Annotated in this window: 15 protein-coding genes; 8 read left to right on the forward strand and 7 right to left on the reverse strand. The window is 72.1% G+C overall.

The genetic code is table 11. The features are described from left to right. The first annotated feature begins 423 nt into the window (after positions 1–423). The 3 genes from OG276_RS12185 to OG276_RS12195 all read left to right on the forward strand — a co-directional run bounded on the left by OG276_RS12185 (position 424) and on the right by OG276_RS12195 (position 3803). Positions 424–2538 carry a DEAD/DEAH box helicase gene (locus OG276_RS12185; RefSeq protein ID WP_266904789.1) on the forward strand — a complete coding sequence of 705 codons (2115 nt, stop codon included), beginning with the start codon at positions 424–426 and terminating at the stop codon, positions 2536–2538. Between the two features lie 106 nt (positions 2539–2644). Beyond that, positions 2645–3550 carry an alpha/beta fold hydrolase gene (locus OG276_RS12190; RefSeq protein WP_266904790.1) on the forward strand — a complete coding sequence of 302 codons (906 nt, stop codon included), beginning with the start codon at positions 2645–2647 and terminating at the stop codon, positions 3548–3550. 100 nt (positions 3551–3650) lie between these two features. Continuing rightward, a complete protein-coding gene (locus OG276_RS12195; protein ID WP_243335969.1) occupies positions 3651–3803 on the forward strand; it encodes a hypothetical protein in 153 nt (50 codons plus the stop codon). 74 nt (positions 3804–3877) lie between these two features. Here the strand turns inward: OG276_RS12195 and OG276_RS12200 are convergent, their stop codons facing one another. From OG276_RS12200 to OG276_RS12215, 4 genes are all read right to left on the reverse strand, one after another. Then, on the reverse strand, positions 3878–4483 hold the full coding sequence (locus OG276_RS12200) for a MarC family protein (protein WP_266912728.1): 606 nt from the start codon (positions 4481–4483) through the stop codon (positions 3878–3880). A gap of 67 nt (positions 4484–4550) precedes the next feature. Further along, positions 4551–5417: a PHP domain-containing protein gene (locus OG276_RS12205; RefSeq protein ID WP_266904791.1), complete on the reverse strand. Its 867-nt coding sequence runs from the start codon at positions 5415–5417 to the stop codon at positions 4551–4553. Between the two features lie 219 nt (positions 5418–5636). Further along, complete coding sequence (locus OG276_RS12210) at positions 5637–6278, reverse strand: DUF6758 family protein (RefSeq protein WP_266904792.1); 642 nt, start codon at positions 6276–6278, stop codon at positions 5637–5639. 79 nt (positions 6279–6357) lie between these two features. Further along, a complete protein-coding gene (locus OG276_RS12215; protein ID WP_266904793.1) occupies positions 6358–6942 on the reverse strand; it encodes a suppressor of fused domain protein in 585 nt (194 codons plus the stop codon). A 421-nt stretch (positions 6943–7363) separates the two neighbouring features. On the opposite strand from OG276_RS12215, the gene OG276_RS12220 reads away from it, so the two are divergent. Then, positions 7364–8488: a magnesium and cobalt transport protein CorA gene (locus OG276_RS12220; RefSeq protein ID WP_266904794.1), complete on the forward strand. Its 1125-nt coding sequence runs from the start codon at positions 7364–7366 to the stop codon at positions 8486–8488. 46 nt (positions 8489–8534) lie between these two features. Continuing rightward, on the forward strand, positions 8535–9053 hold the full coding sequence (locus OG276_RS12225) for a hypothetical protein (protein ID WP_266904795.1): 519 nt from the start codon (positions 8535–8537) through the stop codon (positions 9051–9053). Positions 9054–9064: 11 nt separating this feature from the next. Here the strand turns inward: OG276_RS12225 and OG276_RS12230 are convergent, their stop codons facing one another. After that, a complete protein-coding gene (locus tag OG276_RS12230) occupies positions 9065–9844 on the reverse strand; it encodes a hypothetical protein (protein ID WP_266904796.1) in 780 nt (259 codons plus the stop codon). Positions 9845–10088: 244 nt separating this feature from the next. Here OG276_RS12230 and OG276_RS12235 point away from each other — a divergent pair, with 244 nt between their 5' ends. The 3 genes from OG276_RS12235 (at position 10089) to OG276_RS12245 (ending at position 13305) form a co-directional block, all read left to right on the forward strand. Then, positions 10089–11396 carry a CBS domain-containing protein gene (locus OG276_RS12235; protein WP_266904797.1) on the forward strand — a complete coding sequence of 436 codons (1308 nt, stop codon included), beginning with the start codon at positions 10089–10091 and terminating at the stop codon, positions 11394–11396. 190 nt (positions 11397–11586) lie between these two features. Beyond that, positions 11587–12093 carry a DUF1003 domain-containing protein gene (locus tag OG276_RS12240; RefSeq protein ID WP_250741830.1) on the forward strand — a complete coding sequence of 169 codons (507 nt, stop codon included), beginning with the start codon at positions 11587–11589 and terminating at the stop codon, positions 12091–12093. 42 nt (positions 12094–12135) lie between these two features. Continuing rightward, the gene (locus tag OG276_RS12245; RefSeq protein ID WP_266904798.1) at positions 12136–13305 is read left to right on the forward strand and encodes an Mrp/NBP35 family ATP-binding protein; all 1170 of its coding nucleotides are present in this window, start codon (positions 12136–12138) and stop codon (positions 13303–13305) included. Positions 13306–13390: 85 nt separating this feature from the next. Here OG276_RS12245 and OG276_RS12250 read toward each other — a convergent pair whose 3' ends face one another. After that, complete coding sequence (locus tag OG276_RS12250; protein ID WP_266904799.1) at positions 13391–14104, reverse strand: hypothetical protein; 714 nt, start codon at positions 14102–14104, stop codon at positions 13391–13393. A 133-nt stretch (positions 14105–14237) separates the two neighbouring features. Beyond that, the gene (locus OG276_RS12255; RefSeq protein ID WP_266912730.1) at positions 14238–14687 is read right to left on the reverse strand and encodes a sec-independent translocase; all 450 of its coding nucleotides are present in this window, start codon (positions 14685–14687) and stop codon (positions 14238–14240) included. Positions 14688–14735 lie beyond the last annotated feature (48 nt).

Consider the following 14735-nt stretch of genomic DNA (forward strand, 5'->3'; position numbering starts at 1 on the left):
CTCAGTCCACGTAAACGCGCCTACCTGGTGAATTCACCCGACACAGCTGCGAGATTCCGGGGTACAGTGGTAATGCGCCTGCCGAACACTCGGCGGGCCATCCGAATGAGGATGCCCGGTCGGTGGCCCGATCGGCTCCACCCGACCGCCCTCGGCGTGATGCGTACGTTCATACGTACCGCCTCCCACGAGGGGCCCCCTCAGCGGCATAAAGCGCCTGAGCGATGGCTCGTGGTCCCGCGCAGCTTCGTACGTACGTAGTAGTACTGCAAGCCCGGCACGGTACGACCCCCTTCGCCGCCTCGCGCCGCGTCTCACAGAAGAGGCAGCACCCTGACTACGTTCCGAGACCTCGGGATCTTTCCCGAGACGGCCGAAGCCCTTGAGGCCGTCGGCATTGTGTCCCCCTTCCCGATCCAGGAGATGACCCTCCCCGTCGCCATGTCCGGCACGGACGTCATCGGCCAGGCCAAGACCGGTACCGGCAAGACGCTCGGTTTCGGCCTCCCCCTGCTGGAGCGCGTCGTCGTCCCCGCGGACGTCGAGGCCGGCCGTTCCACGCCGGATCAGCTCACCGACGCCCCGCAGGCCCTCGTGGTGGTTCCGACCCGCGAGCTCTGCACCCAGGTCACCAACGACCTCCTCACCGCGGGCAAGGTCCGCAACGTCCGCGTCCTCGCCATATACGGCGGCCGCGCGTACGAGCCGCAGGTCGAGGCGCTCAAGAAGGGCGTCGACGTCATCGTCGGCACCCCGGGCCGCCTGCTCGACCTGGCCGGGCAGAAGAAGCTCGACCTCTCCAAGGTCAAGGCCCTCGTCCTCGACGAGGCCGACGAAATGCTCGACCTGGGCTTCCTGCCCGACGTCGAGAGGATCATGAGCTACCTCCCGGCCAAGCGTCAGACGATGCTGTTCTCGGCGACCATGCCGGGTGCGGTCATCGGGCTGGCCCGCCGGTACATGACCCAGCCGACGCACATCCGCGCCGTCTCCGAGGACGGTGAGGGCGCGACCGTCGCCAACACCACGCAGCACGTCTTCCGTGCGCACAACATGGACAAGCCGGAGCTCGTCTCCCGCATCCTGCAGGCCGAAGGCCGCGGGCTCGCCATGATCTTCTGCCGCACCAAGCGCACGGCGGCCGACATCGCCGAGCAGCTGGAGAAGCGCGGCTTCGCCTCGGGCGCCGTCCACGGCGACCTGGGCCAGGGCGCCCGCGAGCAGGCGCTGCGCGCCTTCCGCAACGGCAAGGTCGACGTGCTGGTCTGCACCGACGTCGCCGCGCGCGGTATCGATGTCGAGGGTGTCACCCACGTCATCAACTACCAGACGCCCGAGGACGAGAAGACCTTCCTGCACCGCGTGGGCCGCACCGGCCGCGCGGGCAAGAAGGGCATCGCCGTCACCCTGGTCGACTGGGACGACATCCCGCGCTGGCAGCTGATCAACAAGGCGCTGGAGCTGGACTTCCACGACCCGGTGGAGACGTACTCCACGTCCCCGCACCTGTACGAGCAGATGAACATCCCGGCCGGTACCAAGGGCGTCCTGCCGCGCGCCGAGCGCACGCGGGCCGGCCTGAAGGCCGAGAACCTGGAAGACCTGGGCGAGACCGGCGGCCGCGGTGGCCGTGGCGGCCGCGACGGTGGCCGTGACAGCGGTCGCGACGGCGGTCGTGACCGCGGGCGCGATGCCGGTCGTGACGGTGGCCGTGATGCCGGTCGTGATGGTGGACGTGACGGTGGCCGCAGTGCCGCCGCCCCGGTCACCGAGGAGCGTCCCGCCCGTGCCCCGCGCCAGCGCCGCCGCACCCGTGGCGGCTCGGACCAGGGCGCCGAGCTCCTGACCCCGGTCACCACCGAGGCCACCCCGGTCGCCGCGGCCGCTCCGGCGGTCCAGGCTCCGGCGATCCAGGCTCCGGAGGCTCCGGCCGCCGACGAGGCGCGCAAGCCGCGTCGTCGCCGGACCCGGTCGGCCGCTCCGGCCGCCACCTTCGTCGCCCCCTCGACGACGCTGGAGCCCCTGGCCCCGTTCGTCGTGGAGCCCGAGGTCGACTTCCAGATGGCCCCGCTCGTGGAGCCGGTCCGGGAGCGCCGTACCAGCGCCCCCCGGAGCAGTGCCCCGCGCAGCAGCGCCCCGCGTGCCCGTGCTCCCCGCAAGGCCGCGGCCGCTCCGGTGGCCGAGGTCGTCGCCCCGGTGGCCGAGGTCGTCGCCCAGGCCGCCGTGGTCGAGGCTCCGGCCGCTCCGGCCGTCGCGCCGGTTGCTGTCGCCGTCGCCGAGGAGGCCCCGGTCAAGCCGAAGCGCACCCGCACCCGCAAGGTCGCAGCTGCCGCCCCGGCCGCCGAGGTCGTCGCCGAAGCCGCCGCCCCGGTGGCGGAGGAGGCTCCGGTCAAGCCGAAGCGCACCCGCACCCGCAAGGTCGCGGCTGCCGCCCCGGAGGCTCCGGCCGCCGAGGCCGCTGCCGAGGAGGCTCCGGTCAAGCCGAAGCGCACGCGGACCCGCAAGGCCGTCGCCGCGGTGGAGACCCCGGAGGCGTAACGCCCTGCCGATGGCCCCGGTCCCCCTTCGAGGGGGCCGGGGCCATCGGCGTACCCGGGCCCGGGCGGAGCTCCCGTACGGGCGTACGGGCCGGTAACCTCGGGCCATGAGCAAGCCGCCGTCCCTCACGCTCCCGCCCGCAGCCCGCGCGTACCGGCTGGTCACGGCCCGCGGCGAGTTCGCCGCGCACGAGGCCCTGCCCGCCGGGCCGGCCCGCGGCACCGCCCTGCTGGTGCCCGGCTACACCGGCAGCAAAGAGGACTTCATCGGTCTTCTCGGGCCGCTGGCCGACGCCGGGTACCGCGTCGTCGCCGTCGACGGCCGCGGCCAGCACGAGAGCGGCGGCCCGCGCACGCAGGCCCCGTACGCCCTCGCGGAGCTGGCGCGGGACGTCCTCGCGCAGACCGCCGCCCTGGACGCGGCCGGTCCCGTGCACCTGCTCGGGCATTCGCTGGGCGGGCTGATCGTCCGGGCGGCCGTGGTCCTCGACCCGGCCCCGTACGCCAGCCTCACGCTGCTGAGCAGCGGCCCGGGCGCGGTCTGCGCGGACCAGCAGGGCCGTACGAAGCTGCTGGTCTCGGCGCTGGAGGCGATGGGCGACGACATGCCGGGCATCTGGGCGGCCATGCGCGCCATGGATCCGCGCGACGCGCCCGCCGAGGACCCGGCCCTCGCGGCCTTCCTGCGCGCCCGCTGGCTGGGGACCGTCCCCGAGCAGCTGATGGTCACCGGCCGGGCGCTGATCGAGGAGCCGGACCGGATCGACGAGCTGGTCGCCGCGGCGCCCGGGCTCGCGAAGCTGGTGCTGTCCGGGGAGACGGACCCGGTGTGGCCGGTGTCGGAGATGGACGGGATGGCGCGCCGGCTGGGCGCGGCGCGGGTGGTGGTCCCGGGGACGGAACACTCTCCGAACGCCGAGGATCCGGCGGCCACGGCGGCGGCGCTGAAGGCGTTCTGGGAGGCGTGCGAGGGGGCCTCCGGGGAGGCCTCTGACGTCTCCGGTACCCGTTAGTAGTTAGACAAGGAAAAAATTTCCTTAGCGTAGGGAATGTTTGCGGCTTACACTTCGTTAACCCTGTACAAGGAGAAACACTGACGAAGGGAGAAGCCCCATGCGCTTCGAGATTCTGCGCCTGGACGACGTCGACGGATCTGCCGTGGACAGCACCGTCGTGGACGCGGCCTCCGTCAACCGGATCGTGCAGCAGGCCGCGGCCGTAGGCCAGCGCATCCTGATCCGACCGGCTGAGACCGTGTCCAACTGACCGCGTCCACCTATTCGCCGAACGCCCCCGCACCGATCCCGGTGCGGGGGCGTTCGCATGCGCGGCGGGTGACGCTACGCGGCTTCGATCACCTGGAGCACGCCGTTGATGATCTGCTGGACGGCGATCGCGGACAGCATCATGCCCGCCAGGCGCGTCACGAGGACCACGCCGCCGTCCTTGATCACGCGGATGATGACGAGCGAATAGCGCATCACCACCCACAGCACGATGTGCATCGCGACGATCGCGGCCCACACGGAGAACTGACCGGTGAGTCCGTCGGCCTTCTGCACGGCCAGGATCACCGAGACGATCGCGCCGGGCCCGGCGAGCAGCGGCATGCCGAGCGGGACGAGCGCGACGTTCACGTCCTTGGTCTGCTTCGGCTCGTCGGTCTTGCCGGTGAGCAGGTCGAGCGCGATGAGCAGGAGCAGCAGCCCGCCCGCGATCATCAGGGCGGGCACGGAGACGTGCAGGTAGTCGAGGATCTGCTGGCCGCAGATGCCGAAGACGGCGATGACGCCGAAGGCGACGCAGACGGCCTGCCAGGCCATGCGGCGCTGCACCTTGGCGGGGCGGCCGGAGGTCAGCGCGAGGAAGATGGGCGTGATCCCAGGGGGGTCCATAATCACAAAAAGCGTGAGAAAGAGGGATCCGAAGACGGCGAAATCGAGCACAGTGATGCCTTGCAGAAGAGGGGTGTCACGAAAAAGGGGAAGGTGCAGCGGGGAGCGGCGGCAGAGGTCAGCCGCGTACGCGTCCACCGGCGCCGGGGACCGGGAACGCCCCGGTGGCACGGCGGGTGATCTCGCCGTAGATCTCGGGGTCGGTCGTGTACTCCCCGAGGCGGCAGGTCTTGCGGCTGCCGTGGTAATCGCTGGACCCGGTGGTCAGCAGACCGAGGTCGCCGGCCAGGCCGCGCAGGCGCGCGCGGGTCGCTTCGTCGTGGTCCATGTGGTCGACCTCGATGCCGTCGAGGCCGGCCGAGGCGAGGGCGGCTATCGCGCTCTCGGGCACGCAGGTGCCGCGCTTGACGGCGGCGGGATGGGCGAAGACGGTGACCCCGCCGGCCGCCTTGACCAGGCGGATCGCGTCGAAGGGGTCGAGCTCGTGCTTCTCGGCGTACGCGCGGCCGCCGTCGGCGAGCCAGTGCGCGGTGAAGGCGTCGGACACGGTGGGCACGACGCCCAGCTCGACGAGCGCGGCGGCGATGTGCGGGCGCCCCACGGAGCCGTCACCGGCGATCCGGGCCACCCGCTCCCAGGTGATGTCCACCCCGAGGCCCTGCAGCTTGCCGATCATGGCCTGCGCGCGCGGGGTGCGGTCGTCGCGCACCAGCTCGCGCTCGCGGAAGAGCTCGGGCTCCTCCGGGTCGAAGAGGTACGCCAGCATGTGCATGCCGATGCCGTCGAGACGGCAGCTCAGCTCGGCGCCGGTGACCAGGGTCAGCCCCTGGGGCAGCGCGGCGATGGCCTCGCGGTATCCGGCGACGGTGTCGTGGTCGGTCAGCGCCACCACGTCGAGCCCCGCACCGGCGGCATTGCGCACCAGCTCGGCGGGGGTGTCCGTACCGTCCGAGGCCGTGGAGTGGGCGTGCAGATCGATGCGCACAGCCGAACTCCAGGGTTCACACGCGGACGGGGGACACTCCAGGATAGCGTCCGCTTTTCCCGGTACGGGACCCACCGGCCGGGCCGCGCCGGATGCCGCCGGACCGCCCGCATGGCGCCTCAGCGCCGGACCGGCCCGTCTGGTCCGCCGGACGGAGTCCGGCGCAGCGCCGCGAAGCCGGGGAGGCGCCCCCCGGCGCCGAGCCGCGCGAGCGGCGCGTCAGGAGGACAGAATCCGGGGGCTCAGGGCGCCGCAGGGCAGCAGTTCCACCTCGGCCCCCGCGTCGCGCAGGTCGGTCAGGACCAGCTCGTCGTACATCAGCAGGCCCGACTGCTCCGGCCAGACGATCGCCCACAGCCACAGCCCGCGCGCCTCGCCCGCGAAGACGGCCCGGTCCTCGGGTACGCCGGTGACGTGCCAGAGCGGCGTCGGGCGCCCGGCGGCGACCACCTTGGCGTGCGGCGGGGCGGAGACGTTCATGTAGCGGCCCGGGTCGGGGGCGTCGAGACCGGCGAACCGCGCGCCCAGGCCGACGCCCAGCTCCTCGGCGATCAGCAGCAGCTCGCCGATGCCGCCCAGCGGGCCGGGACCCGAGCAGGCGACGGCGGTGGCCCGGCCGCCGCTGCGGTCGTCACCGGCGGAGGCGACCCCGGTGAACAGCCAGCCGACGGGCAGCGGCCAGGGCATCCAGACCGGTACCTGCGCCCGGTTCACCACCACGCCCAGACCTTCGACGCTCGGCGGGATCACGGGCTGCAGGGGATGGACGGTGCCGTGCACAGCGCACTGCCAGGAGTCGGCGAAAAGACCGGGCGCCCTGACCCGGCCACCACACTTCGGGCAACTCGGTTCGCCCCTCATAAGAAGCCACGCTCCTCCCCGCCGCGCGCCCCGTCAAGACGCGCTCACCCGTCCGGGCGGCCGGGCGGCGGCCGGATGCTCAGTCCAGTGCGACTGCCGTACGCAGAGGGTCCCGCAGATCCGTGCCGCGCGCGAGCCAGCGTTCCTGCAGGGCGGCGGCGCCGTGGACCCTCTTCCACGCCGCCTCGTTCGCCGTCATCGGCAGGAGGGGGAAGAAGGAGACGGGATCCATGGGGTCGTCCAGGACGACGTCCTCGACCAGCCCGCCGGGCTCCGCGACGAGCACGGAGGTGAACGGCGCCCCGTCCCAGAGGGGTTCGCCCACGTCCAGTGAGGCGCCGGGCGTCACGACGAGTCCTTCCACCTGGGGCGAGGCCGCCAGCACGGCGAGCGGCCTCAGCAGCTTGTCGGTGGGCGCGAGGCCGCCCCGTACGGTCAGGACGAGTTCCGCGCGCGGGCCGCGGACCGGGTCGGAGACCACCGCCGTCGGGTCGGTCATCGGCTGGGCGGACATGCCGAGGGTCGCGTACCGCACGAGGTCGCCCTCGGTGAAGCGGAGGACTTCGAAACGGTCGGTGCCCAGGAAGGTGACGGCGGCGCGGGCGTCGGGTTCGCCGAGGGCGGCGCGCAGCCGGGCTTCCACAAGGGCCAGAATTTCTGCCATGGAGCGAGCATAGAACTCGTATCAGCCGGGTAAAGAGCGGCTCTTGACCATCCGTCGGCTGATATCGTTGACCGCTGGTCGGGGACGCTCTCAGAAGAGAAGTTTCAGTGCCCCGGCGACAGGACGTCCCTTACGGGGGACCGGCCGGAGGAGGTGGGGCTGCGGTGCATCGAAGTCGATCGCACAGTACGTGCGGTACCTCTCGCTCTTCCACTTCGCCGACGGGCGCGCCGCGCCCCCTTTGATCCGCGGGTCTTGGATCCACACGTCGGATCGGTCGAAGAGCGACGGAAGAACTGTGTCCTCCCGTCCTGCCTGATCCTTCCGCCTGCCCGCCCGGACTGCCGACCGCGGTGAGCGTGTCATCCGGAAGGACCTCCCACCCGTACGGTCCGCAGCCGTGCGCGCGAAGGAGCCTGCCATGTCGATGCTGCCCTACCTCCGTGCCGCCGTCCGCCCCGCGCTGCGCAGGTCCACCCCGGCACAGCCCGGCTACGACACCACCCGCGACCCGTCCGCGAACAGCGCGGTGGTCGACTGCGCCGTCTACCGCGACGGGCGGCGCGACGTGCGCGCGCAGGGAGCCTCCTGCCTGACGCCCCGTGAGGCGCTGCGCGAGGTCCGCGAGGACGGCGGATTCGCGTGGATCGGCCTGCACGAGCCGACGGAGGCCGAGTTCGCGGGGATCGCCGCCGTGTTCGGGCTGCACCCGCTCGCCGTGGAGGACGCGGTGCACGCGCACCAGCGGCCGAAGCTGGAGCGCTACGACGACACCCTCTTCACCGTCTTCAAGACGATCCACTACGTCGAGCACGCCGAACTCACCGCCACCAGCGAGGTGGTGGAGACCGGCGAGGTGATGTGCTTCACCGGCCCCGACTTCGTCATCACCGTCCGGCACGGCGGCCACGGCTCCCTCAAGGGCCTGCGCCACCGCCTCCAGGACGACCCGGCGCTGCTCGCCAAGGGCCCGTCCGCCGTCCTGCACTCCCTCGCCGACCACGTGGTCGACGGGTACATCGCCGTCGCCGCGGCCGTACAGGACGACATCGACGAGGTGGAGAGCGAGGTCTTCGCCGCCCCCGCCAAAGGCGCCGCGCGCGGCGGCGACGCGGGCCGCATCTACCAGCTCAAGCGCGAGGTGCTGGAGTTCAAGCGGGCCGTCTCCCCGCTGCTGCGCCCCATGGAGCTGCTCAGCGAGCGCCCGATGCGGCTGGTGGAGCCCGACATCCAGAAGTACTTCCGCGACGTCGCCGACCACCTGGCCCGGGTGCACGAGCAGGTCGTCGGCTTCGACGAGCTGCTGAACTCAATCCTCCAGGCCAATCTGGCGCAGGCGACCGTCGCGCAGAACGAGGACATGCGCAAGATCACCTCTTGGGCGGCGATCATCGCCGTGCCCACGATGATCTGCGGGGTGTACGGGATGAACTTCGAGCACATGCCGGAGCTCCAGTGGCGCTACGGCTATCCGATGGTGATGGCCACCATCGCCGGAACCTGCTTCACCATCCACCGGGCCCTGCGCCGGCACGGCTGGCTGTGAGCCCACTGGCTGTGAGCGTGCGGGGGGCGCTGGCTACCCTGTGCGCATGACTCTCAGCGCGCTCGATCTGGCCCTCGTCGAGGAGGCCACCAAGAAGTCCGGCCTCATCTGGGTCCGCGGCTCCGGGGCCGACCGCGGGCTGTGGCACGCCTGGGTGGACGGCGCGGCGCACGTGCTCGGCGACGGGCCCGGGGAGCAGCCGTTCCCGGGGCTCGCGGACGGGGCGGCGGCCGAGGTGACCGTGCGCAGCAAGGACAAGGGCGGCCGGCTCGTCGCGTGGACGGCGACCGTACGCGAGCTCGTGCCCGGCAGCGAGCCGTGGGAGGCCGCGGTGGCCGAGCTCAAGGGCAAGCGGCTCAACGCGCCCGACTCCGCCGAGATGACCGAGCGCTGGGCGCGGGAGTGCCGGCTGCTCCGCCTGGAGCCGGAGTCGGTCCGGGCCGACCTCCCCGAGGGTTCGCTGGCGGCGGCTCCGCTGGGCTCCCCGGCGACGACCCGGCAGCCCATCCCGGCGGGGCTGCCGAAGCTGCTGCTGAAGCGGAAGAAGAAGGCGGCCCGGCCCTAGGGACAGGCGCGCTAGCCCTGCGGGTTGGTGCCCTGGCCGGAGGCCTTGGGGGCGCCCTCCTGCTCCTTGGTCGTGGGCAGCTCGGAGCCGTAGTCCACGGTCTGGTCCGGCTCGGGCGCGGTCAGCTCGACCGGCTTGCCCCATTCCGCGAGGGTCACCCGGCCGGCGCCGCCCGCGCGTTCCATCAGGAGCGGGTAGGGGGTGCCCTCCAGGGAGACCGAGAGTTTGCCGCCCTTGCCCTTGTCCGCCGAGACCTGGACGGCCCGGGTGAGCCCGACCTTGGTGTAGTCCTCGCTCTTGGTGAGCTTCCCGTCGAGCCCGAGCAGCCCGTCGAGCATGACCTGCATGTCGGTGAACCCGCGGAACTGCTTGTACGAGGGGTCGCCCTCGGGCACCTTGACGAACTTGTCGCCGAGCTTGCCGGCCGCCTCGGACTGCCCCCAGAACGCGGCGCCCGCCTTGAGGTAGAGCTGCTCCCCGACCCGCAGCAGCTGGAAGGTGGTGTCGTCCTGGGACTTCACCTCGCCGGAGCCGCCGTCCGCCCCGAGCCGCATGTCCAGGGTGAAGGATTTGCCGCCGCTGACGAGCGTGCCGGAGAGGTGGACCGACTGCGCCCCGGTGACGGCCGTCTTCGCCTTGTCCTCGATCTGGTCGGCGGACAGTTTGCCGACCCCGTTCGTCCCCTCGTCGGGATCCGCCCCGCACCCCGTTCCGACGACGGCCAGGCCCGCGCAGAGGGCACCGACGAAGGCGGCCCGGCGCAGCCGCGGGGCGGGGAAATAGGCGGTCACGGGCAGGTGCCCCTCTCGTTGCGTCGGCGAGCAGCTGGCAGCGTACCCGCCCGTACGCGGGCCTCCGCGCGGCGCCCGTGCGCAGCCCGTGGGGACGCGCGTACGGAGGTCCCGGGGGCGCCGCGCCGGCGCCGGGGGATGCCCGGGCGGACGGCCCCACCAGGAGGTTGTGTGCGGTACGGGCTAACCTGGGGGCGGCAGTACCGGTGATCGACGGATGACGCAGCTCGTAGGAGGCGCTCGGATGGCGGCAGGCGCCCCACGGATCTTCGTCTCTCATCTGTCGGGTGTGCCCGTCTTCGACCCCAACGGCGACCAGGTGGGCCGGGTGCGCGACCTCGTCGCGATGCTCCGCGTGGGCGGTCGGCCGCCCCGGCTGCTCGGTCTGGTGGTGGAGGTCGTCAGCCGGCGGCGGATCTTCCTGCCCATGACCCGGGTGACGGGCGTCGAGTCCGGCCAGGTGATCACCACCGGCGTGGTCAACATGCGGCGCTTCGAGCAGCGCCCCACCGAGCGGCTGATCCTCGGCGAACTGCTGGACCGGCGGGTGCGCCTGGTCGCGGACGACGAGGAGGTCACCGTCCTGGACGTGGCCATCCAGCAGCTGCCGGCCCGCCGTGACTGGGAGATCGACCGGATCTTCGTACGGAAGGGCAAGTCGGGCGCGCTGCGGCGGCGCGGCGAGACCCTGACCGTGGAGTGGTCGGCGGTGACGGGCTTCTCGCTGGAGGAGCACGGGCAGGGCGCCGAGAACCTGGTCGCCACCTTCGAGCAGATGCGCCCCGCGGACGTGGCGAACGTCCTGCACCACCTGACGCCCAAGCGGCGTGCCGAGGTGGCGAGCGCGCTGGACGACGACCGGCTCGCGGACGTCATGGAGGAGCTGCCCGAGGACGAGCAGGTGGAGATCCTCGGGAAGCTGAAGGAGGAGCGCGCGGCCGACGTCCTGGAGGCGATGGACCCGGACGACGCGGCCGACCTGCTCTCGGAGCTGCCGGAGGACGACAAGGAACGGCTGCTGACGCTGATGCGGCCGGACGACGCGGCCGACGTGCGGCGCCTGCTGTCGTACGAGGAGAACACCGCGGGCGGTCTGATGACCACGGAGCCGATCGTGCTGCGGCCCGACGCGACGGTCGCCGACGCGCTGGCCCGCGTACGGCAGTCGGACCTGTCGCCGGCGCTGGCGGCGCAGGTGTACGTGTGCCGGCCGCCGGACGAGACGCCGACGGGCAAGTACCTGGGCACGGTGCACTTCCAGCGGCTGCTGCGCGATCCGCCGTTCACCCTGGTCAGCTCGATCGTGGACACCGGGCTGGCGCCGCTGCGGCCGGACGCCTCGCTGCCGGTGGTGACCAGCTACCTGGCCGCGTACAACATGGTCGCTGTCCCGGTCGTCGACGAGAGCGGCTCGCTGCTGGGCGCGGTCACCGTGGACGACGTACTGGACCACCTGCTGCCGGACGACTGGCGGGAGACGGACTTCCATTCGGAGGGCCCCGGGGGTCCCCAGGATTCCGAGCGTGCGGAAGGGGCCCTCCGTGGGGACTGAGCGGGGGCGCGGCGAGCAGCCGCGCGAGCGGCGCAAGGAGCAGGCCCGGGAACGGCGCGAGCAGGCACGCGCCGCAGGGCGCGAGTACGGGCTGTCGGAGGCGGCCGCCGAGCGGGCGGAACGTTCCTCTTTCGAGCGCGGCGAGCGGGCGAAGGCGGGCCAGTCGGGCCAGTCGTCGGGGGCGAGCGCGCTGTCGCGCTCGCGGACCCGGCTCGACCTGCCGCGCCCGGCGCGCCGGCGGCTGCTGCCCGAGTACGACCCGGAGGCCTTCGGGCGGCTCTCGGAGCGGGTCGCGCGGTTCCTCGGCACGGGCCGGTTCATCGTATGGATGACGGTCGTCATCATCATCTGGGTGCTCTGGAACATCTTTGCGCCCGAGAGCGTGCGCTTCGACCAGTACCCCTTCATCTTCCTGACCCTGATGCTGTCGCTCCAGGCCTCCTACGCGGCCCCGCTGATCCTGCTGGCACAGAACCGCCAGGACGACAGGGACCGGGTCAACCTGGAGCAGGACCGCAAGCAGAACGAGCGCTCGCTGGCCGACACCGAGTACCTGACCCGGGAGATCGCGGCGCTGCGGATGGGTCTGGGAGAGGTCGCCACGCGCGACTGGATCCGGTCCGAGTTCCAGGATCTGATCAAGGAGATGGACGAGCGGCGGCTATTCCCCGCCGAGAGTGACGAAGGCGACCGCTAGCGGGCTTCCCTGAGGCCCGCCACCGCGCCGTACCATCGGGGCATGGCTACCGACACAAGCTCCGCCTCCGCCGCTGCCGTGCCCGAACAGGACGCGATCCTGGACGCGCTGGCGACGGTGAACGACCCCGAGATCCACCGGCCCATCACCGAGCTGGGCATGGTCAAATCGGTGGAGATCGGCGACGGCGGCGAGGTCGCCGTCACCGTGTTCCTGACCGTGTCGGGCTGCCCCATGCGCGAGACCATCACCAACCTGGTCACCGAGGCCGTGCAGCGGGTCCCCGGCGTCACCTCGGTCGCCGTCACGCTGGACGTGATGAGCGACGAGCAGCGCAAGGACCTCGCGGCGACCCTGCGCGGCGGCACCGCCGAGCGCGAGGTCCCCTTCGCCCAGCCCGGCTCGCTGACCCGCGTCTACGCGGTCGCCTCCGGCAAGGGCGGCGTCGGCAAGTCCTCGGTCACCGTGAACCTGGCGGCGGCGATGGCGGCCGACGGCCTCAAGGTCGGCGTGGTCGACGCCGACATCTACGGCCACAGCGTGCCGCGCATGCTCGGGGTCGAGGGCCGCCCCACCCAGGTCGAGAACATGATCATGCCGCCGTCCTCGCACGGCGTGAAGGTCATCTCCATCGGCATGTTCACCCCGGGCAACGCGCCCGTGGTGTGGCGCGGTCCGATGCTGCACCGGGCCCTCCAGCAGTTCCTGGCCGACGTGTACTGGGGCGACCTGGACGTCCTGCTGCTCGACCTGCCGCCGGGCACGGGCGACATCGCGATCTCCGTGGCCCAGCTCGTGCCGAACGCCGAGATCCTCGTCGTGACCACCCCGCAGCAGGCCGCGGCCGAGGTCGCGGAGCGGGCCGGCTCGATCGCCGTGCAGACCCACCAGAAGATCGTCGGCGTCGTCGAGAACATGTCCGGACTGCCCTGCCCGCACTGCGACGAGATGGTCGACGTGTTCGGCTCGGGCGGTGGCCAGAAGGTCGCCGACGGCCTGACCAAGACGGTCGGCGCGGCGGTACCGGTGCTGGGCTCGATCCCGATCGACGTCCGCCTGCGCGAGGGCGGCGACGACGGCACCCCGGTCGTCCTGTCGGACCCCGACTCCCCCGCCGGCGCGGCCCTGCGCGCCATCGCGGGCAAGCTCGGCGGCCGCGCCCGCGGCCTGGCGGGCATGTCCCTGGGGATCACCCCGCGCAACAAGTTCTGACACCCTGACACGCTGAAAAAGGGGGGCTCAGCGATGGAATTCCATCGCTGAGCCCCCCTTTTTCTTGTTCCTGTTTTTCTTGTTCCTACTCGTACGCCGCCAGGTCGCCGATCACCGAGAAGCCGAGCCCGTACGCGCTCATCCCGCGCCCGTACGCACCCAAGTGCACCCCGCTGCCGGTCGATCCGGCCAGGACCCACCCGAACTCCGACTCGCGGTAGTGGAACGGCGTCGGCTCCCCGTCCACCGGCAGCGACAGCGTCGACCAGTCCGGCCCCGCGAGGTCGTCCGCGAGCTCCCACGCGGCCTCGGTCTGCTGGTCGAGCCAGTCGTTGCGCAGGCTGTGGTCCATCTGCCCCGGCCAGCTGTAGGCCAGCAGCCCCGAGCCGGCCAGCCAGGCCGCCGAGGAGACCGAGGTGGCCTCCAGGACGCCGGTGCCGTCGGCGGTGCGGCGCAGCGGGTTGCTGGCCACGGTGACGACCACCGCGAAGCGCTCCTTCTCCCCGGTGGCGATCTCGCCGCGGGCGGAGGGCTCGTCACCGTGACCGGTCGAGCCGTGTTCCACGCTTCCGTCGGCGCCCGCGGCGACCTGCATCAGCCAGCGGGGGCCGCTGAAGGCCCCGTCCAGCCCGTACCAGGGGAAGTCGGCCCGCAGGTACCCCTCGGCCGCCCGGCGGGCGGCAGGGACGGGCGGGGCGCCCGCGTCCGGGGACTGCGGAGGGTCTGCTGCCAGTGCGGGGGCTGGCGTCTGTGCCTCGGCGGGCTGCGTGCCTACCCGGCTACTGCTCGTCGTCTCCATCTGAGCGGCCTCTCGTTCCGTGGGATCCGGAACGGCCCACCCCCCTCGGGCGTCCTGGGTCCGGACTCAAGGAGGATAGCCATCCGACCGCGGTTCGCCGGGCAAGCGGGCGTGCGCGTGGTCCCCGGTGGCGTCAGGTCGCGTCGGCGTCGTAGCGCGTGCGCTGGTCCTGCGCCGGGGTCGCGGGCTTCTTGACCATGTCCGGTCCGGCGCCCGGCGCGGCGGCGGGGAGGGCGCCGTCGGCGGCCGCGGCCGGCTCGGACTCCTTGCCGTTGACCGCGTCGGTGACGTCGTTGAGTTCCTTGCGGAGATCGAAGCTGCTCCGGATCTCCTTGAGGTCCTCGTTCTCGGTCAGCTGCTTGCGGATGAAGTTCTTCGGGTTCAGGTCCTCGAACTCGAAGTCCTTGAATTCCGGACCGAGCTCGGAGCGGATGTCCTGCTTCGCGCTGTCGGAGAAAGCGCGGATCTTCCGGATGACGCCCGTGACGTCCTGGATGACCTTGGGCAGCTTGTCCGGGCCGAAGATGAGAATGGCGAGCACCACGATCGTGACCAGCTCGAGTGCGCCTATGTCGTTGAACACCTTGCCCCGCTCCTCGGCTCTCTTCACGTCAGGCCTGTCACACGGTAC

The organism is Streptomyces sp. NBC_00086 (assembly GCF_026343255.1).
Lineage (GTDB): Bacteria > Actinomycetota > Actinomycetes > Streptomycetales > Streptomycetaceae > Streptomyces.